Genomic DNA, 21,094 nt, shown 5'->3' on the forward strand with positions numbered 1-21,094 from the left:
TTGTAATGCTTTTCAGGTAGCCTTTCTAGGGACGGCGGGGTGGGGAAAGGGCGGCGGAAACTGGATTTTTTGCGGCAGGGGCTCTAAACTGTACAGCGGATTGGGTGGCGGCATCGCTTCGGGCAGCTTGTTTGCATCGTGCCGCTACCGTGCTTTTATATTGATTTTAAAGGAAGAGACAATGAAGATTTTGTTATTGGGCGCACCCGGTGCGGGCAAAGGCACGCAGGCGCAGTTTATTACTGCCGCTTTCGGTATTCCGCAGATTTCTACCGGCGATATGCTGCGCGCCGCCATTAAAGCCGGCACGCCGCTGGGTTTGGAAGCCAAAAAGATTATGGATGCAGGTGGCTTGGTGCGTGACGATATCATCATCGGTATGGTGAAAGAGCGCATTGCACAGGATGATTGCAAAAACGGCTTCCTGTTTGACGGCTTCCCGCGCACGCTGGCACAGGCCGAAGCCATGCAGGAGGCAGGCGTGATTTTGGATGCGGTGGTGGAAATCGATGTGCCTGATGCGGTGATTCTCGAGCGCATGGCCGGCCGCCGTGTGCACCTGCCTTCCGGCCGTACTTACCACATCCGCTACAACCCGCCTAAAGTGGAAGGCAAAGACGACGTTACCGGCGAAGACCTGATCCAGCGTGACGACGACCGTGAGGAAACCGTGAAAAACCGCCTGGATGTGTACCACAAACAAACTGCCGTGCTCATCGGCTTCTACAGCCAGCTCACCGGCGACAACGCGCCCCGCTATATCAAAATCGACGGTACACAGCCGGTGGAAGCCGTGAAAGCTGCTGTATTGTCTGCTTTAGGCAAATAAGCCGGCGCAGAAGTTTTCGGGTAGCCTCCAGCCAAGTAGCAGGCTACCTGAAACCAAAAGGCTACCTGAAAAAGGAAAAGCAATGGAAAAATTATGGTTTGCAGCCTGCGTATTGGTGCTTTCCGCCGCCGCTTCGGCCGAATTGCGCGAAAACCGCTCTTACATGCCGGAAGAAGAAAAGCCGTGGGAAGAGGCTGCCGTGGTGCTGCCTGATTATCCCGATTTGCAGCGCGGCGAGTGGTTTGAGCTGTATATCAACCCTACCTACCGCAATAAAGTTTGGCTACAGCTGCCCGTGCAGCAGGCCGCCGACCGCAGCATGCGCTATGTGCTGGCGGTGCAACCGCAGGGCGGACAACCAAATATGAGCTACGAAGGCATGCGCTGCGGCGACCGTCACCTCAGATCTTTCGCTTTCGGCGACAACACCAACCGGCGCTGGATTGCTCCGCGTAATAATGTATGGCGCAAGTTCGACAGCTATGTGAACGCCAACGACCCGGTGCGCAGCCGCCTGATGGCAATTTTCTGCAACGATGGCCGCGCGCTCACCGCGCAAGAGCTCGATCAGCGCATCCGCAGCCTGGGCGGGCTGCATTGACGCCGGGAACGCTTAAAGCCAAGATAAAGGCTACCTGAAAACCGGTTTGGGTTTCAGGTAGCCTTTTTCCAGCCAGCCACAAATTTAAGTTAAACCCTGCTAAAGCAGCCTTGCCGCATTGTTGCCCGCCCCCGATTTGCCTTACAATCGCCGTTTTCAACGACAGAGGCCACCATGTCTTCGTCTTCTACCCCGCACACTACAGCCAGCAGCCTGGCCTTATACCGCCGCCTGTTTGGCTACCTGAAAAACTATCTGCGTATTTTCGCCCTGGCCGTGTTCGGCATGGTGGTGGTGGCCGCTACCGGGCCGATTTTCGCCTGGCTGCTCAAGCCATTGATTAACGAAGGCTTTGTGGAGAAAAACCTTTCCGCTATGCGGTGGGTACCGCTGGCGATTATCGGCCTGTTTATCTTGCGCGGTATTTTCAACTTCATCAACGAATACAGCACCAGCTACCTCTCCGGCCATCTAGTGCAGCAAATTCGCCGCGAAATGTTTGCCAAAATGCTCAAGCTGCCGGCCGGCTATTTCAGCCAACACGGCAGCGGGCGGATTATGTCGCGCATCATGAATGATGCCAGCCAGATTACCGAGGCCGGCTTCAATGTGGTAACCGTAACCGCCAAAGACGGCATCACCGTGGTCGGGCTATTGTGCTTTCTGCTGTATCTGGATTGGCAGCTCACGATTATTACGCTGATTCTGATTCCGGTGCTGGCCTGGTGCGTGCGCCAGGTGAGCAAACGCCTGCGCCAACTTTCGCGCGAAAGCCAGCAATATATCGGGCAGATGACGCAGGTGTTAGATGAAAGCATTACCGGCGAGCGCGTGATTAAAGTGTATGGCGGGCAGGAGTACGAGAAAAACCGCTTCGATGAAACCGCCATCAACGTGCGCCGCAACGGCGTGAAGCAAACCGCCGCCAACTCCTTCAGCACAGCGGTAACCCAGCTGATGATTGCCACCGCGCTGGCCGCCATCCTTTATTTGGCTGCCGCCCGCGCTGCTTCCGATTCGTTTAGCGCCGGCGATTTCATGTCCTTCCTCTCCGCCATGCTGATGATGTTCGATCCCATCAAGCGCATGACCGGCATTTCTTCCTCGCTGCAGCGCGGCCTGGCTGCCGCCGAGAGCGTGTTCAGCTTTTTAGACGAACCAGTTGAGCCCGATAACGGCACCGAAACCCTCAGCGAGCACACCGGCGATATCGAGTTGGTAAACGTGAGCCACTATTATGAAGGCGCTGCTCGCAACAGCCTCGACAACATCAATTTGCACATTCCCAACGGCAGCGTGGTGGCCTTGGTGGGTGCGTCCGGCTGTGGTAAAACCACGCTGGCCAATCTATTGCCGCGCTTCTTCGACCCCACCGCTGGCGAAGTGCGTATCGGCGGGCGCGACATCCGTGAGTACAGCATGGCCTCCCTGCGCAAACAAATGGCGCTGGTGAGCCAAGACGTGGTGCTGTTTAACGGCACGGTGGCCGAAAACATCGCCTACGGCCGTTTCGATGCCGATCCCGCCGATATTGAAGCAGCAGCCAAAGCCGCCAATGCTTGGGAATTCATCTCTGCCATGCCGCAGGGTTTGCAAACCGAAATCGGCCAAAACGGCCTCAAACTCTCCGGCGGCCAGCGCCAGCGTATCGCTATCGCCCGCGCCCTGTTGAAAAACGTGCCCATCCTGATTTTGGACGAAGCCACCAGCGCGCTCGACACCAAATCCGAACGCTTGGTGCAATCCGCGCTCGACAAACTCATGCAGCAGCGCACCACTTTGGTGGTGGCGCACCGCCTCTCTACCATCGAGCAGGCCGATAAGATTGTGGTGATGCATGAAGGCCGGATTGTCGAGCAAGGCAAACATGCCGAGCTACTTGCCAAAGGCGGCCGCTACGCCGACCTCTACCGTATGCAGTTCCACGAACAGCAAGAGCAACAGGCGCAACAGGCAGAAACCGCCGAAAGCCTATCGGGCGTGCTTTAACGCTGTTGCATAGGAGTAAAAGGAAAGGCTACCTGAAATCTTTCAGGTAGCCTTTTAGTATGTTTGCAGGCAAGTGTTGCATGGATTGGATTGCAATGCTGGTATTCCGGCCAATAAGCCGGATTAGCACGCATTAAGGCTGCCTGAAATGTTCAGCCAGCCTTCCATTTAATCAATCCCAAAATTTCAGGTAGCCTGCATATTGCAACAGGCTACCTGAAAACTTCTATTCCGCTATTTCATGATGGCGCATCACCCACCAGCCGCCCCACAGGCCGAGCAAGATAAATGCACAAGCCAGCAGTGACCACCAGGCAAACGGCACACTCAAGAAATATTCCACTGTGCCGCATTGGCCGTAGCCGCGGATAATCGGCTCATACCAATCAAACAGCGGCGCACCCTGCAAGCGGAAAGTCCATGGCGCCCCGCAGGAAGGTTGCTGTTCCAGGGGCAGGCTTTGCAGATGCAGCTGACTGATGGCCGTCCAGCCGCCCCATAGCGCCGGAATGCTTACCAGCATTGCCGCTACCGTCCGCGCCCAACGGCGCTTCAGCGGCAACAGCATAGAGAGCAGCGAAAGCAGCCCCACGAAAATAATCGACACCCGCTGGATAATGCACATCACGCACGGATCCATGCCCCGCCCATACTGCATATACAACGACATCGCCGTACACACCGCCGCCACGGCAAAGATGCCCAACAGGATTTTTCGATAAGAACCAATCATGATCTGCTTTCATCTAGCTTGCAAAATTAAGGAATAACATTATAAACCCTCCGTCGGAGAGCGCCAAACGGCAAAGGCTACCTGAAATTTGTTCAGATAGCCTTTGTTTAGTAGAGCAAAACTGTTGTGCCTGTTTAATTAAAACTTGCTTTTAATGTCGTTAATCAGTCCTTCAGCCTTGTCTTTGGCTTCAGTCATCAGTTCTTCAGCAGTTTTTTTACCTTTTTCCAGCACATCGGCTGCTTGTTTTTCCACGTCAGTAATGGCTTCTTTGGCTTTACCAACGCCTTCTTGAATCAGTCCTTCAGCCTGCATCTTGCCGCTGCCGATGGTGTCGCCCACTTCTTTTTTTACTTTGCCTACGATTTCATCAAAATTGCTCATAAAAATACTCCTTGGTGGTTGTGTGATGTAGGAACTATGACTATAAACCGTTTCTACTTGACGAGTAAAACCAATTAACCTTGCTTTACTGTTTCCGCTTGTTTTTCCTTTGCCAAGAGTCAAATCCATTTTCAAGCAGCCTATAGTGGTGGCTGCCTAGTGGAGGCTACCTGAAAATTATTCGGCTATATTTTCAGGTAGCCTTATTGTATGTTGCAAAGGCTACCTGAAAGCAGTTAATGTCTTCGTTTATCATACTCAATCTGTTTGCTAAATCCATATTGCCGGCACTTGGGAGATAATTCCGGCAAGCAAGTTTTAATCTATGCAATATTTCGCACAAGCCGGCAAAATAGGCTACAATCGCCCCGTTTTCGACCACCCTCCAAATAAAGGTTGAGCCATGCTAACCGGTAGTCTTGTCGCCATCATCACTCCGATGCGTGAAGATGGCAGTGTCCACTACGAACAATTCCAACGCCTGATTGATTGGCATGTTGCCAACGGCACCGATGCCATTGTCGCCGTTGGTACCACCGGCGAGAGCACCACGCTCAGTGTGCCGGAAAAGATTGAAGTGATCGAGGCAGCCATCCGCTTTGCCGACGGCCGCATTCCTGTGATTGCCGGTACCGGTGTGAACAGTACCAGCGAAGCCATCGAGCTGTCTCGTGCGGCAGTTGGCTCCGGTGCGTATGCCACGCTGTCTGTGGTGCCGTACTACAATAAACCGCCGCAGGAAGGCATCTACCGCCACTTCGCTGCTATTGCCGAAGCGGCGGATATTCCGATGATTGTGTACAACGTGCCCGGCCGCACAGTGGTCAACATGAACAACGATACCGTGCTGCGCCTGACCGAAATCCCGAACATCATCGGCATCAAAGAAGCCAGTGGCGATATTGGCCGCATGGTGGATCTGGTTAACCGTGTACCCAAAGATTTTGCCATCTATTCCGGCGATGATCCCACCGGTATGGCTGCTATGCTGTGCGGCGCACACGGTGTGATTACCGTGGCCGGTAACGTGGCGCCCAAGCTGTTTGCCGATATGTGCCGTGCCGCGCTGGCCGGCAATCTGGTGGAGGCCCGTTCGCTGAATGCGAAACTGGTGCCTCTATATCAAGAAATGTTTTGCGAGCCCAGCCCGGCCGCGCCGAAATGGGCGCTGGAAAAACTGGGCTTGTGCGGCCGTGCCGTGCGCTTGCCGATGGTTAGCCTGAGCGAAACCGGCCAGGCGCGAGTGAGCGCCGCACTGCAAAAACTGCAACTGATTTAATTGGATTTAATCCCAAGTTTCAACCCTGAAGGACATAGCTGCATGAACGTATTCAAACTGCCCGCCGCCTTGTTGATGGCCAGCCTGATGGCCGGTTGCGCCACTAAAACCGAAACGCCCAAGCTGGACTACCAAACTGAAAACCGCAAAGTGGTGAGCTTGGAAGTGCCGCCCGATTTAGACAACCCCTCGCAAGGCAATGTGTACAACCTGCCCACCGGCGGCTCAGTGCGGGCCACCGATGTTGCCCGCAGCCAGCAGGCCGCTGCCAATAAAGCCGGCTCGCCGGTGTTGGCTGAGGTAAAAAACATTACCATGCAGCGCGAAGGTGGTGAGCGTTGGCTGAACATTGCCAACAAAAACCCGGCCGAAGTGTGGCCACTCTTGCACGCTTTCTGGCAAGAGCAGGGCTTCGTGATTGCCCGTGAAGAGCCGGGTATCGGCCTGATGGAAACCGATTGGGCGGAAAACCGGGCCAAACTGCCGCAAGACGGCCTGCGCCGCCTGTTTGAACGCGTCGGCCTGGGCGGTGTATATTCCACTGGCGAGCGCGACAAATTTACCATCCGCCTCGAGCGCAACAGCAAAGGTGGTACCGATGTATTCTTCACCCATCGCGGCATGAAGGAAACCTACTCCGACCGCAACAAAGACACCACCATGTGGCAGCCCTCGCAGCGTGATACTGCTTTGGAAGCCGCCTTGCTCGGCCGTTTCATGCAGTATTTGGGTGCGGACGAACAGCAGATTGAACAGGCGCTGAAACAGCAGCAATCTGCCGCTCCGCGCAGTGGAGATTTGGCCACATTGGAAAACGGCCATCTGATTTTGCGTGGCGACCAAGCCCGTAATTGGCGCCGCGTCGGCCTCGCGCTTGACCGTATTGGTCTGAGTGTTACTGCCCAAAACACCCAGCGCCAAGCCTATTTGGTTCAGGTAGCTCCTGCCGAAGGCGAAGCCGTGCGTACTGAGCAACCCGGTTTCTTCGGTCGTCTGTTTGGCCGCAGCAGCAAACCTGCTGAGCCGCAGGCACGGCCCGAATTTGTAGTGACCGTACAGCCGCGGGGCAACAATGCCAGCCAATTAGTATTGTCTAACAAAGATGGCAGCCCTTACCAAGGCGCAGATGCACAAACCTGGCTGAGCCGCCTGTATAACGAGCTACGCTAATAACACAATGAGAAAGCAGCCTTTAATGCAGATTAAAGGCTGCTTCTGTGCTTATTGGTTAAGGCAGGTAGGGAAAAGAAGCCGCTAGCAAAATGATATTTCAGGTAGCCTTATCGTGTGCAATTAGGCTACCTGAAAATATAAGAGTCAGCGGAGTTAGAGTAGGACGATCAGTTTGGTTGTGCTCCGTAACCGAAAATTAACTAAACATAGCCGAAACGTTCGTGTTGCCCGCTGTTTACCCTGTTGGTGGCATACACGCCTTAGCAGGTATCTCAAAACTTTAATATTGTTTGAATGTAAGCGATAGTTTGTATTCCCTTTTTATCTATAGAACTTCCAATATTTTAGGCACTCCTCCCTAGCTTCTTATCTCTCATACCACTATGAATAAAACCAGACGCTACCTGAAACTTACCGCGCTATTTACCATCTTGTTTATTCTGTTGCTGCTTGCCGGCAATGTTTTGTTTATTCTGAAACACTCCATCGCTGCCGTGGCTTGCTTTCTGGCCGCCTTTCTGTGTGTAGCCGGGCAGATGGCGTCGCTGGCCAAGTTTTTGCGTGAAAAACAGCTGATTGCTGCCCAACAAATGCAGCAGGTTGCTTCTCAGCAGCTGGAAAGCGAAGCTCAAGCGGTCGACAAGGAGACATCGTGAAAGAATTGGTATTAGCCAGCGGCAATGCTGGGAAATTGCGTGAATTCAATGCTCTGTTTACCGAACTCGGCTGGCGGGTGCGGCCGCAGTCAGATTTTGCCGTGCCCGAATGCCCGGAGCCGCATGTGAGTTTTGTGGAAAACGCGCTGGCCAAGGCGCGACATGCCAGCCGACATAGCGGTCTGCCCGCGCTGGCCGACGATAGCGGCATTTGCGCTCCCGCCCTAAACGGCGCGCCGGGGGTGCTCTCCGCACGCTATGCCGGAGCGGAACCGCGTTCTGATGCAGCCAACAATGCCAAACTGAGCGCCGATTTAGCGATGCAGGCCAACCGTGCCGTGTATTACGTTTGCGTACTGGTTTTGGTGCGCCACGCTGATGATCCGCAGCCGCTGATTGCCGAAGGCGTATGGTACGGGCAATGGCAGGAGCAGGCTGCTGGGAGCAACGGCTTTGGTTACGACCCGCATTTCTACCTGCCCGATTTGCAGCAAACCGCTGCCCAGCTCACGCCGGACACCAAAAACCAACTCAGCCACCGTGCCCAAGCTTTGCGGCAACTGGCAGCAAAAATACGTGCCGGGTTTTAACGCGATGAAAGGTCAGTTATCCCTTTCGCTGGCCAAAGGCTACCTGAAAACGAACGTAGTGAGTTTCGCTAAAACGAACGTAGTGAGTTTCTGTGGAGCTAAAACGAGCGAAGCAAATTCTGCCAAAATCGGTATGATTGGCTGTGCCATGCTGCTGGCCGCCTGTTCTATCTTGCCTGCCAGTGCCGAACCTGCCAGGAGCAACACCATCAGCGGCGAAGTGGTGCGCGTGTGGGACGGTGATACGCTGCATCTGCAAGACGGCTTTGGCCACCGACATAAAATCCGCCTTGCCGGCATTGATGCGCCGGAATTGGAGCAAGCCCACGGCAAAGCCTGCCGCGACCGTTTGGCCGAACAAGTGCTGTATCGGCAAGTGCAGGCCGCAATCGTGGATACCGACCGCTACGGCCGCAAAGTGGCACAAATCCGCCTGAACGGCCGTGATATTAACCGGCAGCAGGTGGCCGACGGCTGCGCCTGGCACTACCGCCGCTACGCCCGAGAATGGCAGAGTGAGGCTGAATATGCCGCTTATGCCGAAGCTGAGGTGCAAGCCAAAAACCAGCGGCTCGGCCTATGGCGGCAAGCTTCTCCGCAGGCACCGTGGCAGTTTCGTCACCGGCAGCAACAACAGTACCGGCATTGAGTAGGCTACCTGAAAACGAACGTAGTGAGTTTCGCTAAAACGAACGCAGTGAGTTTTGTTAAAACGGATGCAGTGAGTTTCGCTAAAGCGTAAGCCTCAACGAAGCTCAAACGAGGTTGCAACGGAGCAAAAGCGAAAGGGATGGGCTTGGCCAAAACTAGATAGCTGCTTAATCAAAATCGTTCGCAATAAAACTCCTATCCCTGCCAACACAATGCTATAATTCGCAAATTTTTCCGCCGCCGTGCGGGTTCACTTTATTCAGAAAGACAATATGGCAGCCTTCAACACACAAAAAGTCCTGTCCGTACACCACTGGACCGACGCCTATTTCACCTTCACCTGCACCCGCGACGACAGCCTGCGTTTTGAAAACGGGCAATTCGTCATGGTCGGCCTGTTGGTGGACGGCAAACCCCTGATGCGTGCATACAGTGTGGCTTCCGCCAACTGGGAAGAGCATCTCGAATTTTTCAGCATTAAAGTGCCGGATGGCCCGCTCACCAGCCGCTTGCAGCACCTTAAAGTCGGCGACGAAGTGCTCATCAGCAAAAAGCCCACCGGCACTCTGATTTGCGGCGATTTAAACCCCGGAAAACACCTCTATCTGCTCTCCACCGGTACCGGCATCGCGCCGTTCTTGAGTATTACCAAAGACCCGGAAGTGTATGAGCAATTTGAAAAAGTCATTCTCGTGCATGGTGTGCGCTATAAAAAAGACCTCGCTTACTATGACCGCTTCACCCAAGAGCTGCCTAACCACGAATACTTGGGCGAAATGATTCGCGAGAAACTGATTTACTACCCCATTGTTTCCCGAGAGGAATTCGAACACCAAGGCCGACTTACCGATTTGATGCGGAGCGGCAAACTGTTCGAGGATATCGGCCTGCCGCCGATTAATCCGCAAGATGACCGCGCCATGTTGTGCGGCAGCCCGGCCATGCTCAAAGACACCAGTGATGTGCTCAACAGCTTCGGTCTCACTGTGTCGCCCAAAATGGGGCAGCGCGGTGATTATCTGATTGAACGCGCGTTTGTGGACCAATAAGGTTTAAATGTTTGAGTACACCAAAAAGGCTACCTGAAAATTTCAGGTAGCCTTTTTGGTGGAACCTTCACATGGGGAGATATCGGCTGGTGTATCCATTTTTATCGGATGTTGAAGGGGGAGGCTTAAGAATTTTAGTGAGATTTGCTTTGCTCGTTTTGCTTTTTAGAAATTGGCCTTCCTTTGAAAATCTGGTTTTAACTTCGTGGCAACTCAGCTTAGGCTGTGCCAAAACTCGTTTTAGTTTTGTTGCGGATCATGTTTTAGCGAAACTCACTGCGTTCGTTTTCAGGTAGCCTTTAGTAGGTTTATAAACTTGGATATAAGTAGAGGCTGTGAGTAATCAGGGTAGGCAATGTTGTATGAAGAGATAATAAGAAAAGGCTTAACCATTTTGGTTAAGCCTTTGGATTTTTGGTCGGAGTGAAAGGATTCGAACCTTCGACCCCTTGCACCCCATGCAAGTGCGCTACCAGACTGCGCCACACTCCGACTTCCGAAAGAAAGTAATTTTAAGCTGTTTTTTGCGGCTTGGCAAGGGCTGCTTCGATTTTTTCTAAAACAACCTGCAAATCCTGCCGAACCTCTTCAGCAGTGGCCGCGGGGCGGTTTAGGCTGTCGTGGCCGTTTAGATTGAAACGGTCGATGTAGGTGGGGAAACTGCCGCTTAATTTGCGGATTTTCACCACATCTTGCCGGGTGTATTGGTTACCGCCATGGCCGATCACTACGCCATTATCTTGCTGCCATTGGAAGAATTGCTCGGGCTGGATATCGGCCAGATAGCATAACTCTTCCAGGCTGAAATAGCGTTTAACCGGAATGGGCGGCAGGGCGCGTTCAGTTTTGTTTGCCATAGTGGTGTTCCACCATGCCTTTGAGTTTTTGGCTGGCGTGGAAGGTTACCACCCGACGGGCGGTAATCGGAACTTCTTTGCCGGTTTTGGGGTTGCGGCCTGGGCGCTGCGGTTTGTCGCGTAGTTGAAAGTTGCCGAAGCCGGAAATTTTGATTTCTTCGCCGCGTTCTAAAGTGGCACGGATTTCTTCGAAGAATAGTTCAACGATTTCTTTTGCGTCGTTCTTGCTGATATTGCTGACTTTTTCTACCAGAATATCGGCTAATTCTGCTTTGGTGAGTGTCATTGGGTTTACCTCTAAGTTGCTAAGTTGCGGATTATCGCTAATTACTTTTTAGAAATCAAGCGAATGCTGGGGTATATGAGAAAATCTGTAGAACAGGGCGGCATATTGTGTGGCAATCTGTGCATTATGCCTATCCACAGTGGGTTTCGCTGTGAGCTGCCATAGCGCAGGCTACCTGAAAAATAGCTGTATTTTTATATTTGCAGCCAAGCTTGCAGTGCAGCTGAATTTTCGATGGTTAGCCAAGCGGTATTGGCAGTGGCAGGTTGTACAGGGGCGGTGGTGTGGTGCAATACGCTGTGCCGGAAGTAGTGTAGCTTGACTTGGCTGCCGATTTTTTGTTGCTGCCATTGGGTAGCAAAATCGTTGGCGGCATAGCCATTAATGGCGATGATGCGGTCGCCAGGGGCTAGGCCGGCATGTTCGGCACTGCTGCCATTGAGTACGTGGCTGATGGTGATGTCGCTGCCGTTTTGCTGGAAGCGGGCGCCGAAGTCATTGGCTGGCGGAATAGGGGGGAGTGGCCCGCAGCCTCCGTTGTGAGAAGGCGGCAGGGGTAGCCAGTGTAGGCGTAAACCGGCGTGGGCGAGGGCTATTTCAAGGGGCAGGGCTTGGGTACTGCGGATGAGCTGGTCAAACAGATTGTGTAAATCGAGGCTGGTGATGGTTTGGGCAAGCTCTTCCCATTCGGTTTCATGCAGCGGTTGTTTTCTGGTCAGCCAGTCTTGATAGAGGGACTGCATAATGCTATCGAGGCTGTGCCGGCTTTGCTTGCGGATATAGAGGTCGAGGCAGAGGGCGGCGAGGGCGCCTTGCTGGTAGTAGCTGGTGATGGCGTTGGGGCTGTTTTCGTTTTGTTTGTAGTATTTGTCCCAGGCGTGGAAGCTGGATTGGGCGAGGGTTTGCCGTCGATGGCCGGGGTTGCGGTGCACACGGGTGATGGTTTTGGCTAAGAGCTCGAGATAGGCAGCAGGGCTGATTCGACCGCTGCGCACGAGGAATAGGTCGTCGTAATAAGATGTAATGCCTTCGAATGCCCATAAAAGCTCGGTGTAGGCTTCTTGGTTGAGGTCGGATTGGGCGAGGGCGGCAGGTTTGATGGATTTGACGTTCCAAGCATGGAAGTATTCATGAGAAATCAGGCCGAGCAGCTGGGTATAGTTGGTAGAGGCTTCAGCAAGGTTGTTTTCAGGTAGCCAGCTGCGGTCGGCGAGTAGGGCAGTAGATGATGTGTGTTCGAGGCCGCCGTAGATGTGGTCGCCCAGATGCAGCAGGAAGGTGTAGTGCGCAAACGGGGCGGGGTTGGGGAAGAATTGGAGTTGGGCGGTGCAGATGGCTTGGGTGTCGGCTAGCAGGCGTTGGCGGTCGAAGTCGGGGTAGTGGCCGCTGAGGACGATGCGGTGTGGAATGCCGGCAGCGGTGAATTCGAGAATTTCGAGAGTGCCGGCTTCCAGCGGGCAGTCGATGAGGTGGCGGTAGTTGTCTGCTTGGTAGAGATGGTCACCTAGTCTGGGCAGAGCGGTGGCGGTTTGCCATTGGCTGGGGAAACAGAGTTCGACTTGGTGTAGCTCTTCAGTGTGTGAGGCTACCTGAAAAAACAGGGCGGCGCCGTCGAAGAAAGCGCGTTCGCTATCTAAATAGCAACCGCGCACGGAGAGATCGAAAGCATAAACATCGTATTCGATGATCCAGTCGCCGGGTGTATTTTCTTCGGCCTGCCAGATATTTTTGCTGATGGCTTGTAAATCGGCAGCTTGGCCGTTGCAGCTGGCTTCAATGCGGATGATGTGCCGGGCAAACTCACGAATCATATAGCTACCGGGCACCCAGTTGGGTAAGGTGAGGAGAACGGGTTGGCTGCCGTGGTGGCTGAAACGCAGGCAAACACGGAAGAGATGTTGTTTGAGTAGTGGGGTAATGGTGTAGTGAGGCATTTATTTATTCGGTTTTGATTGAAAGGGATATGGAGTTTTCAGGTAGCCTGTTTTGCGAAAAATGAAAAGATGTGTGTATTTTTGTGGTTATAGTGTGTGTTTTGCTTTAAAATATACCGCTTAAACTGCGCGCAGTCTATCGCTGTATGGCTTGCGGTGGTTTCTTTCTATATAAATTAAGAAAATCGGATGTGCCGGCCTGCATGGGTTTGGCTGAACCGGTGTTGAAGAAGAGTACAGCCATCTTTATGGAGGTTTTTCATGGAAACACAAACCTATAACTACAAAGTAGTGCGGCAGTTTGCTGTGATGACAGTGGTTTGGGGTGTGGTTGGGATGTTGGTTGGGGTAATCGTGGCGGCACAGCTCTATTTCCCACAACTGAATCTGTCTGAGGTGGGACCATGGTTCCATTTCGGTCGTTTACGCCCGCTGCACACCAATGCTGTTATTTTTGCATTCGGCGGCTGCGGCCTGATCGCCACATCTTATTATGTGGTGCAGCGCACTTGTAACGCCCGCTTGTATGGCGGCTGGCTCCCAGCCTTTACCTTTTGGGGCTGGCAGCTGGTGATTGTGCTGGCGGCGGTTACTCTGCCAATGGGCTATACACAAGGCAAAGAATATGCCGAATTGGCTTGGCCGATTGATATTCTGATTACTCTGGTTTGGGTGGCTTATGCCATTGTGTTTTTCGGCACGCTCGCTAAACGTAAAGTAAAACACATTTATGTAGCCAACTGGTTTTACGGTGCATTCATTTTGGCCGTGGCACTGTTGCATGTTGTCAACAGTTTAGCTGTGCCTGCCGGCTTGTTCGATATGACCTCCTACCCCATCTACGCCGGCGCGATTGATGCCATGGTGCAATGGTGGTATGGCCACAATGCCGTAGGCTTCTTCCTCACCGCCGGCTTCTTGGGCATGATGTATTACTTCGTGCCTAAACAAGCAGGTCGACCTGTGTACTCATACCGCTTGTCTGTGGTGCACTTTTGGGCGCTGATTTTCACCTATATGTGGGCTGGCCCGCATCATCTGCACTACACCGCACTGCCAGACTGGACGCAGTCTTTGGGTATGGTGTTGTCGCTGATTCTGTTTGTGCCCTCTTGGGGCGGCATGATCAACGGTATCATGACTCTTTCCGGCGCGTGGGACAAACTGCGCACTGACCCGATTCTTAAATTCCTCGTGGTTTCTCTCTCCTTCTACGGTATGTCTACCTTTGAAGGTCCGATGATGTCGATTAAAACCGTAAACGCCCTGAGCCACTATACCGACTGGACGGTTGGCCACGTGCATGCTGGTGCTTTGGGTTGGGTAGGTTTTGTGACCATGGGCTCGATTTACTATCTGATCCCGCGCCTGTTCGGCCAGAAGGAAATGTACAGTACCAAAATGGTGGAAGCGCATTTCTGGATCGGCACAGTGGGTATTGTGCTGTATATCGCCTCCATGTGGATTGCCGGTGTGATGCAGGGTTTGATGTGGGGCGCGTTGAACGAAGACGGTACGCTTACCAATCCTGATTTCGTTGCCTCGGTTCGTGAAAGCATGCGCTTTTATCTGATCCGCTTATCCGGTGGTCTGTTGTATCTGGTGGGTATGGTATTGATGGCATACAACGTTTACCGCACCGCAGTAGCGGGCAAGCCGGTGGATGCTGCTATTCCTGCTCTCACACAGAACCAACAGCACTAAAGCTATAAAATCAATAGAAATCAAGAACAGGCTACCAAAATGCAACTGCAAAAACTTGCCGAAGAAAAAGTAGGCTACCTGATTGTGTTTACCTTTCTGCTGATCAGCGTTGGGTTGTTTGTTGAGGTTGTGCCACTGTTTTTCAGCCCAACCGTTACTCAGCCAATCCCAGGCGTGAAGCCCTATACGGCGCTTCAGGTGGCTGGCCGAGATATTTATATCCGTGAAGGCTGCTACAACTGCCACTCCCAAATGATCCGCCCCTTCCGTGCTGAAACCGAGCGCTATGGCCATTATTCTGTGGCCGGTGAATCGGTGTACGATCATCCGTTCCAGTGGGGTTCCAAGCGTACTGGTCCAGATTTGGCTCGCGTGGGTGGCCGCTATTCCGATGAATGGCACCGCCGTCACCTGATTAATCCGCGCCAAGTAGTGGCAGATTCCAATATGCCCGCTTTCCCATGGTTGGCACGAAACCGTGTGGATGGAGAAACTGTGGCCAGCCATATGCGTGCCCTGCGCAGGGTAGGTGTGCCTTATAGCGATGAGGAAATCGCCTCTGCTCCGGCGCAGGTGGAAGGCAAATCCGAGATGGAAGCGGTCATCGCTTATCTGCAAGGCTTGGGTTTGGCACTGAAAAATACCCATGAAGTAAGAAAATAAGGCAGTTTCATGAGCGAAGTGAATCTGGTTCGGGTTATGTACACCGTCATCTGCTTCTTGTTTTTTATGGTGGTGCTTGGTATTGCCTATTATGGCAAATTCAAAGCGCACTATGATGAAGAGGGACGGCGCATCATTGATGATGATGATTCGGTATAACAATAACCAGATTCCTTAGACCGTGAACACGGAGCACAATAATGAATACATCCCACTTTACTAGCAATTTCTGGAACTACTACATCGCCGGCATCGTCGTGATCAGCTTTATTGGGCTGATATGGCTGATTTTGTCGCAAAATAAGGTTAAGCTACCGGCCAAAGGCGAAGATGTAAAAACCACTGGCCACAGTTGGGACGGCATCGAGGAATATAATAATCCGCTGCCTCGCTGGTGGTTTTATCTCTACATCCTGATTTGGCTGTTCTCCATCGGCTACCTGTATGTTTATCCTGGTTTGGGCGACTACAAAGGCTCATTTGGCTGGACCAGCAGCAACCAGTATGAGAAAGAAATGGAGACCGCCAATGCCCAGTTTGCACCTGTATATGGAAAATTTGCCGATATGCCGGTGGAGCAAGTAGCAGCAGACCCGCAGGCGCAACGCTTCGGTAAAAACCTATTCGATACCTACTGTATCCAATGCCACGGCTCAGATGCCAAAGGTCAAACCGGTTTCCCCAACCTCACCGACAACGACTGGTTGTGGGGTGGCTCACCTGAGCAAATCCGGCAAACCATCGCCAAAGGCCGTGTTGGCATTATGGCGCCTTGGGGCCCTGCCTTGGGTGAAGAAGGCGTGAAAAACGCTGCTCATTATGTACTGTCTCTTTCCGGCGCATCGCATGATGAAGAACGTGCCAAACGTGGCGATGCCATCTTCCACGGTCCGCCCGCCAACTGCTTCGTTTGCCACGGCGATAAAGGCCAAGGCGTGCAGGGAGCCGGCCCGAACCTGACTGATAAAGTTTGGTTGTGGGGTGGCAGCGAAAGAGCCATTGTGGAAACCATTACTAACGGTCGCCACAGCCAAATGCCGGCATGGGAAGGATTCTTGGATGATAACAAAATCCATATCTTGACTGCCTATGTGTGGGGTAAAGCCAATCCGAACGGCGCCGCCAAACCCACAGCGGCAACAGCATCCGCTCCCGCACCAGCTGCTGCTTCCTCAGCCAGTGCAGCTTCTGCCGCCTCGCAGCCTGCGGCTAAGTAAGAGAGCGTCCATTCGAAGGCTACCTGAAAAAGCCAAGGCATTTTTCAGGTAGCCTTTCCTATACACCGCGTTTACAATATAGCCAAATTCTCTTTACAGGACATAAGTCATGCTAGATATCCAACTTCTCCGTACCGATGCCGCCGCTGTAGCCGCCAAACTGGCACAACGCGGGTTTGTTTTTGATTCTGCCGCCTTCGACGCATTGGAAGCTCAGCGTAAGGCTCTGCAAATGCGTACCGAAGAGCTGCAATCCCGACGCAACAGTGTGTCCAAACAAATCGGTGCGCTCAAAGGGCAGGGCAAACATGCCGAAGCCGAAGCAGCTATGGTCGAAGTAGCACAGATCAAAACCGATTTGGAACAGGCTGATACCGACTACCAAGCCGTACAGGCACAAATCGATGCCTTGCTGCTAGGTATCCCGAATTTACCGCACGAGAGCGTGCCAGCCGGCAAAGATGAAACTGAAAACGTGGAAGTGCGCCGCGTAGGTACTCCGCGTCAATTTGATTTTGAAATCAAAGACCATGTGGACTTGGGCGAAAAGCTCGGCCTCGATTTTGAAACTGCTGCTGCTCTTTCCGGTGCCCGCTTCAGCCTGATGAAAGGCCAGGTTGCCCGCCTGCACCGTGCCTTGGCGCAATTTATGCTCGACACCCACACCCAGCAGCACGGCTACACCGAGTGCTACACCCCTTATATCGTCAGCGATAGCACTCTCATCGGTACTGGCCAGCTGCCCAAATTTGGTGAAGATTTGTTCCATGTTATCCGCGGTGGTGACGAGAGCAAAACCAAGCAGTACCTCATTCCCACAGCCGAAGTAACCCTGACCAACACCGTTCGCGAGCGCATCCTGCCGGCCGATGCCTTGCCTCTCAAACTCACCGCCCATTCACCCTGCTTCCGTAGCGAAGCCGGCTCGCACGGCAAAGACACGCGCGGCCTTATCCGCCAGCACCAATTTGATAAGGTAGAAATGGTGCAAATTGCTCACCCCGACCACTCCTACGACGCACTGGAAGAAATGGTCGGCCACGCCGAGCGCATCTTGCAACTGCTCGAACTGCCTTACCGCGTTATTACTCTGTGTACCGGCGATATGGGCTTCGGCGCCGCCAAAACCTACGATTTGGAAGTGTGGGTGCCCGCGCAAAATACCTATCGCGAAATCTCCAGCTGCTCCAACTGCGAAGATTTCCAAGCCCGCCGCATGAAAGCCCGCTTCAAAGATGAAGATGGTAAAAATCGCTTGGTGCACACCCTGAACGGCTCCGGCTTGGCAGTAGGCCGTACCTTAGTGGCGGTGCTGGAAAACCACCAAAACGCCGATGGCAGCATCAGCATCCCTGCTGCCTTGCGCCCCTATTTGGGCGGCGTGGACAAACTCGTCCCCTAAGCCCAAAGGCTACCTGAAAACCTATTTTTGGTTTTTCAGGTAGCCTTCATGTCATGCCAATTAGCTGATTAGATGATAGATTTACACTGCCATTCCAATGTTTCAGATGGTGCTCTGCCACCACGCGAAGTGGTGAAACTGGCGCACGCCAATGGCTGCACCTTGCTCGCGCTTACCGACCATGACCATACCGGCGGTCTGGCTGAAGCACGTCAGGAAGCGGAAGCCTTGGGCATCCGGCTGATAAACGGCGTGGAAATCTCCGTGAGTTGGCGCAAACGTACCATTCATATTGTCGGTCTCAATTTCGATGAAACCGATACCGTGCTACAAAACCTGCTGGCTAGGCTGCGCCGCGGTCGGTTGGAGCGTTTTCTGCGTATGGCGGAAAAGCTTGAGAAGAAAGGCCTCGCCGGTGCCTGTGAGGGCGCACTTGCGCTGGTGCCAAACCGTGAAATGGCCAGCCGCACCCATCTGGCGCAATGGTTGATGGAACAAGGCCATGTGCGCAACAAACAGCAGGCTTTTAAAAAATATTTGGGTGATGGCAAGCCCGGCTATGTGAGGCATGAATGGGTTACGCTCGAAGAAGCTGTGGCTGCCATTCTGGGCGCAGGTGGCATTGCTGTTGTCGCTCACCCCATTCGCTATGGTCTCTCCGCTACCGCGCAACGTAATTTATTCACTGAATTTAAAGCGCTGGGTGGGCAGGCTATTGAGGTGCACAGCAGCACGACCGACTTGAACGACCGCCTCAACTATGCCCGCCTCGCTGAGCAACACGGCTTTCTGGCCAGCGCTGGTAGCGATTTCCATCGCATAGGCGACTTCGGCAGCGGTCGCCTCGGCGCTTGCCCGCCATTGCCCGAACGCTGTCGGCCGGTTTGGCAAGAATTTTGCTTGTAGTACTCCATGCACGCACTAATACTTTGTGCACGGGAAAACGATATAAGGAAATGAACCATGATTAAACAGTTTGAAATCAACAACTATGTGAGAAAGCAGCTGCAAGACTACCTCACGGAGAAAAAACTCACGCTGGAGCAGGCCATGGCCGAAGAAACCAGCAACAACGAAATTGCTGCTATCGTACATGCCGGACTGCCTGGCATGGTACGCAGGATTTATTCCTTGGGCAAAATGCAAACCTTTTTTTGGGAAAAGCGCGAGCTGATCCAAGGCTTTATTGCCGACCGTCTGCAAGGTGGCGACGATAGCAAAAAGGCAAAAAAAGCCAAATAAGGTAAACTGCCGAAAAGCGTCAGGCAGTATTTCTGAGTGTGCAGAAATAACTGCCTAGATATTTGAGAACTTTTAGAGGAGTGGTGAGTATGTTTTTGGTTTTACTGGCCCTGATTTTGGCCGGCGTGGTGGCTTTCTTCTTTTTCCGCAACCGTCGTATCGAGCAAGAAATCGAGCGTCAGCGCCGCGAAGAGGAAATCGAGCGTATTCTAGAGCGCAAAAAGCAGGAAATTGAGCAGAACAGAACACTGGGCTGATTGTTTGCTGGAATGCGACTCTGCCATTGGCTAAGCTTCAGAAAAGGCTACCTGAAAATTTTCAGGTAGCCTTTCGTTATATTACACGCCGGCCGACTAGCAACACTATTTCTCTATTTTGTCTTCGTTATCCTGTCCTTGCACTGTTTCAGCTTTACCTTGTCGACGTTTGGCGCGCGGGTGGGCATCGTCGTATATGCGGGCGAGATGGTCGAAATCCAGCTTGGTGTAGTGCTGGGTAGTGGCAAGTTGGCTGTGGCCGAGCAGCTCTTGCACAGCGCGGATGTCGCGGGCGTTTTGCAGCAGATGGCTGGCGTAGCTGTGGCGCAGCATATGGGGGCTGAGGTGTCGGCTGCCATGGTGGGTGGCGAATTGCTGTAGGCGTTTCTGGATTTGGCGAGCGCCGAGGCGGCGGCCGGTGCGGCCGGTGAACAGGGCGGTTTCGTCGGGCGCGGCGGTACGGGTTTTTAGGTAGCCTGCGAGGGCACGGATGCTTTGGGCAGTAAGGGGTAGGTGGCGTTGTTTGCGGCCTTTACCGGTGACGGCTATCCAACCGCTTTGTAGGTTGAGGTCGTCCAAATCGAGGGCACAGGCTTCAGCCAAGCGCAGGCCACTGCCGTAGAGTAGCTCGAAGATGGCGAGGTCGCGGCTGTCGAGTGGGTTTTCCGGGGCTTGGTCGAGGAGTTGGTTGAGTGGCTCGGCGGGTACGGCTTTAGGCAGGCGCTCAGGAGCTTTCGGGGCTTTTAGGCCGTGGGTCGGGTCGGCTTTCAGGTAGCCTGTTTGCACCAGCCAGCGGCAAAACTGCCTCCAAGCGCTGAGCCGGCGGGCGATGCTGCGGGGGTGTTGGTTTTGTTGGCCCAACTGGCGCAGGGCGGCGGTGAATAAGGGGCGGGCAAGTTTGCTTTGCGGCTGAAAATCGGCCAGCCAGGTAAGGTCACGGCGGTAGGCGGCCAGGGTGTGGGGGGAGTGGTTTTGCTGCTGCAGGCTGTGCAGCCAGGCTTCGATTTGTGCTGTCCAACCGATGCTCATTGCGCTGCTCCGTAGCGGGCAAAATGGGTGCGGAAGGTGTCGGGGGTGCGTTCGATACGCTGGGAGGCGTAGTTGAAAAACACCATGCCGCATTGCACACGGGCGATTTCGGCCTGGTCGTAGAGGCGGGTGAGTTTGGCGAAAAACGGGAAGCCGACCTTGCTAATTTCGCCTAAGGCTACCTGAACCAACAGCTCCTCGCCATGAAAGGCTTGGGTGCGATATTGCACGGCAGCATCAGCCATAATCAGACCAGCGCCAAAGGCGTCGATTTCGGTGCAGCCGTGTGCAGCAAGAAAGCGCAGACGGGCTTCGTGGGCGATACGCAAAACGGCATCGTTGGCGAGGTGGTTGCCATAATTGAGATGACCGACTTCTACCGTGATGCGGGTTGAAAAACAGAAGTGCTCGGGCAGGTTGATTTGGATGCGTTGGGCGGCGGGCATATTGGGAGCCTGCTGATTAAAAACGGGGCTATCTTAGCATTTGTTGCCTGATGATTGAACGTATTGCAACAACATTTCATAAAATTGTTTTGCAAAGGTCTTGACAAAATCTGCTCTAAACCC

At 53.4% G+C, this 21,094-nt stretch carries 23 protein-coding genes, 1 tRNA gene and 1 pseudogene; 17 read left to right on the forward strand and 8 right to left on the reverse strand.

The window, feature by feature from the left end:
• The first annotated feature begins 181 nt into the window (after positions 1-181).
• From adk to msbA, 3 genes are all read left to right on the forward strand, one after another.
• Positions 182-829, forward strand: coding sequence for an adenylate kinase (gene adk, locus CKV94_RS10095; RefSeq protein ID WP_035580042.1), 648 nt, complete (start codon positions 182-184; stop codon positions 827-829).
• 82 nt (positions 830-911) lie between these two features.
• Positions 912-1,430: a CNP1-like family protein gene (locus CKV94_RS10100; protein ID WP_003822568.1), complete on the forward strand. Its 519-nt coding sequence runs from the start codon at positions 912-914 to the stop codon at positions 1,428-1,430.
• 174 nt (positions 1,431-1,604) lie between these two features.
• On the forward strand, positions 1,605-3,419 hold the full coding sequence (msbA, locus tag CKV94_RS10105) for a lipid A export permease/ATP-binding protein MsbA (RefSeq protein ID WP_003822570.1): 1,815 nt from the start codon (positions 1,605-1,607) through the stop codon (positions 3,417-3,419).
• A 226-nt stretch (positions 3,420-3,645) separates the two neighbouring features.
• On the opposite strand, the gene CKV94_RS10110 is transcribed toward msbA, so the two are convergent.
• Positions 3,646-4,152, reverse strand: a complete 507-nt coding sequence (locus CKV94_RS10110) for a disulfide bond formation protein B (RefSeq protein ID WP_003822573.1) — start codon at positions 4,150-4,152, stop codon at positions 3,646-3,648.
• A 138-nt stretch (positions 4,153-4,290) separates the two neighbouring features.
• The gene (locus CKV94_RS10115) at positions 4,291-4,536 is read right to left on the reverse strand and encodes a CsbD family protein (protein WP_003822574.1); all 246 of its coding nucleotides are present in this window, start codon (positions 4,534-4,536) and stop codon (positions 4,291-4,293) included.
• Positions 4,537-4,939: 403 nt separating this feature from the next.
• On the opposite strand from CKV94_RS10115, the gene dapA reads away from it, so the two are divergent.
• The 6 genes from dapA to CKV94_RS10145 all read left to right on the forward strand — a co-directional run bounded on the left by dapA (position 4,940) and on the right by CKV94_RS10145 (position 9,934).
• The gene (dapA, locus tag CKV94_RS10120; protein ID WP_003822576.1) at positions 4,940-5,815 is read left to right on the forward strand and encodes a 4-hydroxy-tetrahydrodipicolinate synthase; all 876 of its coding nucleotides are present in this window, start codon (positions 4,940-4,942) and stop codon (positions 5,813-5,815) included.
• 42 nt (positions 5,816-5,857) lie between these two features.
• Positions 5,858-6,985: an outer membrane protein assembly factor BamC gene (gene bamC / locus CKV94_RS10125; RefSeq protein WP_003822577.1), complete on the forward strand. Its 1,128-nt coding sequence runs from the start codon at positions 5,858-5,860 to the stop codon at positions 6,983-6,985.
• A gap of 386 nt (positions 6,986-7,371) precedes the next feature.
• A complete protein-coding gene (locus tag CKV94_RS10130; RefSeq protein WP_003822580.1) occupies positions 7,372-7,644 on the forward strand; it encodes an NGO_0222 family membrane protein in 273 nt (90 codons plus the stop codon).
• The gene (rdgB, locus tag CKV94_RS10135) at positions 7,641-8,234 is read left to right on the forward strand and encodes an RdgB/HAM1 family non-canonical purine NTP pyrophosphatase (protein ID WP_003822582.1); all 594 of its coding nucleotides are present in this window, start codon (positions 7,641-7,643) and stop codon (positions 8,232-8,234) included. Before CKV94_RS10130 ends, rdgB begins: the two co-directional genes overlap by 4 nt.
• Before the next feature lie 4 nt (positions 8,235-8,238).
• Positions 8,239-8,883 carry a thermonuclease family protein gene (locus CKV94_RS10140; protein ID WP_003822583.1) on the forward strand — a complete coding sequence of 215 codons (645 nt, stop codon included), beginning with the start codon at positions 8,239-8,241 and terminating at the stop codon, positions 8,881-8,883.
• 274 nt (positions 8,884-9,157) lie between these two features.
• The gene (locus CKV94_RS10145; protein ID WP_023886469.1) at positions 9,158-9,934 is read left to right on the forward strand and encodes a ferredoxin--NADP reductase; all 777 of its coding nucleotides are present in this window, start codon (positions 9,158-9,160) and stop codon (positions 9,932-9,934) included.
• A 415-nt stretch (positions 9,935-10,349) separates the two neighbouring features.
• Here the strand turns inward: CKV94_RS10145 and CKV94_RS10150 are convergent.
• The 4 genes from CKV94_RS10150 to CKV94_RS10165 form a co-directional block, all read right to left on the reverse strand.
• Positions 10,350-10,426 (reverse strand) — tRNA-Pro (locus CKV94_RS10150).
• Between the two features lie 20 nt (positions 10,427-10,446).
• A complete protein-coding gene (locus CKV94_RS10155) occupies positions 10,447-10,791 on the reverse strand; it encodes a hypothetical protein (RefSeq protein ID WP_003822586.1) in 345 nt (114 codons plus the stop codon).
• Complete coding sequence (locus CKV94_RS10160) at positions 10,775-11,077, reverse strand: integration host factor subunit alpha (protein ID WP_003822587.1); 303 nt, start codon at positions 11,075-11,077, stop codon at positions 10,775-10,777. Before CKV94_RS10160 ends, CKV94_RS10155 begins: the two co-directional genes overlap by 17 nt.
• Before the next feature lie 194 nt (positions 11,078-11,271).
• Positions 11,272-13,011: a M61 family metallopeptidase gene (locus tag CKV94_RS10165; protein WP_035580049.1), complete on the reverse strand. Its 1,740-nt coding sequence runs from the start codon at positions 13,009-13,011 to the stop codon at positions 11,272-11,274.
• 261 nt (positions 13,012-13,272) lie between these two features.
• Between CKV94_RS10165 and ccoN the strand changes: the two genes are divergently transcribed.
• From ccoN to CKV94_RS11265, 8 genes and pseudogenes are all read left to right on the forward strand, one after another.
• A complete protein-coding gene (ccoN, locus tag CKV94_RS10170) occupies positions 13,273-14,715 on the forward strand; it encodes a cytochrome-c oxidase, cbb3-type subunit I (RefSeq protein WP_003822589.1) in 1,443 nt (480 codons plus the stop codon).
• Positions 14,716-14,754: 39 nt separating this feature from the next.
• The gene (ccoO, locus tag CKV94_RS10175; RefSeq protein ID WP_003822590.1) at positions 14,755-15,378 is read left to right on the forward strand and encodes a cytochrome-c oxidase, cbb3-type subunit II; all 624 of its coding nucleotides are present in this window, start codon (positions 14,755-14,757) and stop codon (positions 15,376-15,378) included.
• Positions 15,379-15,387: 9 nt separating this feature from the next.
• On the forward strand, positions 15,388-15,537 hold the full coding sequence (locus CKV94_RS10180) for a hypothetical protein (RefSeq protein ID WP_003822591.1): 150 nt from the start codon (positions 15,388-15,390) through the stop codon (positions 15,535-15,537).
• A 41-nt stretch (positions 15,538-15,578) separates the two neighbouring features.
• A pseudogene (gene ccoP / locus CKV94_RS10185) lies at positions 15,579-16,589 on the forward strand (cytochrome-c oxidase, cbb3-type subunit III); the annotation flags it as partial.
• A gap of 115 nt (positions 16,590-16,704) precedes the next feature.
• On the forward strand, positions 16,705-17,997 hold the full coding sequence (serS, locus tag CKV94_RS10190) for a serine--tRNA ligase (protein WP_003822594.1): 1,293 nt from the start codon (positions 16,705-16,707) through the stop codon (positions 17,995-17,997).
• A gap of 72 nt (positions 17,998-18,069) precedes the next feature.
• On the forward strand, positions 18,070-18,903 hold the full coding sequence (locus CKV94_RS10195; RefSeq protein WP_035580052.1) for a PHP domain-containing protein: 834 nt from the start codon (positions 18,070-18,072) through the stop codon (positions 18,901-18,903).
• Between the two features lie 57 nt (positions 18,904-18,960).
• Positions 18,961-19,239, forward strand: coding sequence for a hypothetical protein (locus CKV94_RS10200; protein ID WP_003822596.1), 279 nt, complete (start codon positions 18,961-18,963; stop codon positions 19,237-19,239).
• Positions 19,240-19,328: 89 nt separating this feature from the next.
• Positions 19,329-19,496 (forward strand): hypothetical protein, encoded by a 168-nt coding sequence (locus CKV94_RS11265; protein WP_003822597.1) that lies wholly within the window; start codon positions 19,329-19,331, stop codon positions 19,494-19,496.
• Between the two features lie 105 nt (positions 19,497-19,601).
• Here the strand turns inward: CKV94_RS11265 and CKV94_RS10205 are convergent, their stop codons facing one another.
• Together CKV94_RS10205 and CKV94_RS10210 are read right to left on the reverse strand one after the other, a co-directional pair.
• Positions 19,602-20,525: a tyrosine-type recombinase/integrase gene (locus tag CKV94_RS10205; protein ID WP_003822598.1), complete on the reverse strand. Its 924-nt coding sequence runs from the start codon at positions 20,523-20,525 to the stop codon at positions 19,602-19,604.
• Complete coding sequence (locus CKV94_RS10210) at positions 20,522-20,971, reverse strand: acyl-CoA thioesterase (protein WP_003822599.1); 450 nt, start codon at positions 20,969-20,971, stop codon at positions 20,522-20,524. The genes CKV94_RS10205 and CKV94_RS10210 overlap by 4 nt, the downstream gene beginning before the upstream one ends.
• Positions 20,972-21,094: the final 123 nt, after the last annotated feature.

The organism is Eikenella corrodens (assembly GCF_900187105.1).
Classification (GTDB): domain Bacteria; phylum Pseudomonadota; class Gammaproteobacteria; order Burkholderiales; family Neisseriaceae; genus Eikenella; species Eikenella corrodens.

Excerpts from the sequence above, each read along its gene's own strand:
- CKV94_RS10160 (WP_003822587.1), bottom strand. The coding sequence starts at position 11,077 with ATGACACTCACCAAAGCAGAATTAGCCGATATTCTGGTAGAAAAAGTC.
- CKV94_RS10195 (WP_035580052.1), top strand. The coding sequence starts at position 18,070 with ATGATAGATTTACACTGCCATTCCAATGTTTCAGATGGTGCTCTGCCA.
- CKV94_RS10165 (WP_035580049.1), bottom strand. The coding sequence starts at position 13,011 with ATGCCTCACTACACCATTACCCCACTACTCAAACAACATCTCTTCCGT.
- ccoO (WP_003822590.1), top strand. The coding sequence starts at position 14,755 with ATGCAACTGCAAAAACTTGCCGAAGAAAAAGTAGGCTACCTGATTGTG.
- CKV94_RS10110 (WP_003822573.1), bottom strand. The coding sequence starts at position 4,152 with ATGATTGGTTCTTATCGAAAAATCCTGTTGGGCATCTTTGCCGTGGCG.
- CKV94_RS10200 (WP_003822596.1), top strand. The coding sequence starts at position 18,961 with ATGATTAAACAGTTTGAAATCAACAACTATGTGAGAAAGCAGCTGCAA.
- CKV94_RS10115 (WP_003822574.1), bottom strand. The coding sequence starts at position 4,536 with ATGAGCAATTTTGATGAAATCGTAGGCAAAGTAAAAAAAGAAGTGGGC.
- dapA (WP_003822576.1), top strand. The coding sequence starts at position 4,940 with ATGCTAACCGGTAGTCTTGTCGCCATCATCACTCCGATGCGTGAAGAT.
- CKV94_RS10100 (WP_003822568.1), top strand. The coding sequence starts at position 912 with ATGGAAAAATTATGGTTTGCAGCCTGCGTATTGGTGCTTTCCGCCGCC.
- CKV94_RS10210 (WP_003822599.1), bottom strand. The coding sequence starts at position 20,971 with ATGCCCGCCGCCCAACGCATCCAAATCAACCTGCCCGAGCACTTCTGT.
- CKV94_RS10155 (WP_003822586.1), bottom strand. The coding sequence starts at position 10,791 with ATGGCAAACAAAACTGAACGCGCCCTGCCGCCCATTCCGGTTAAACGC.
- serS (WP_003822594.1), top strand. The coding sequence starts at position 16,705 with ATGCTAGATATCCAACTTCTCCGTACCGATGCCGCCGCTGTAGCCGCC.
- ccoN (WP_003822589.1), top strand. The coding sequence starts at position 13,273 with ATGGAAACACAAACCTATAACTACAAAGTAGTGCGGCAGTTTGCTGTG.
- msbA (WP_003822570.1), top strand. The coding sequence starts at position 1,605 with ATGTCTTCGTCTTCTACCCCGCACACTACAGCCAGCAGCCTGGCCTTA.
- CKV94_RS10130 (WP_003822580.1), top strand. The coding sequence starts at position 7,372 with ATGAATAAAACCAGACGCTACCTGAAACTTACCGCGCTATTTACCATC.
- CKV94_RS10145 (WP_023886469.1), top strand. The coding sequence starts at position 9,158 with ATGGCAGCCTTCAACACACAAAAAGTCCTGTCCGTACACCACTGGACC.
- CKV94_RS10140 (WP_003822583.1), top strand. The coding sequence starts at position 8,239 with ATGAAAGGTCAGTTATCCCTTTCGCTGGCCAAAGGCTACCTGAAAACG.
- CKV94_RS11265 (WP_003822597.1), top strand. The coding sequence starts at position 19,329 with ATGTTTTTGGTTTTACTGGCCCTGATTTTGGCCGGCGTGGTGGCTTTC.
- bamC (WP_003822577.1), top strand. The coding sequence starts at position 5,858 with ATGAACGTATTCAAACTGCCCGCCGCCTTGTTGATGGCCAGCCTGATG.
- CKV94_RS10205 (WP_003822598.1), bottom strand. The coding sequence starts at position 20,525 with ATGAGCATCGGTTGGACAGCACAAATCGAAGCCTGGCTGCACAGCCTG.
- adk (WP_035580042.1), top strand. The coding sequence starts at position 182 with ATGAAGATTTTGTTATTGGGCGCACCCGGTGCGGGCAAAGGCACGCAG.
- CKV94_RS10180 (WP_003822591.1), top strand. The coding sequence starts at position 15,388 with ATGAGCGAAGTGAATCTGGTTCGGGTTATGTACACCGTCATCTGCTTC.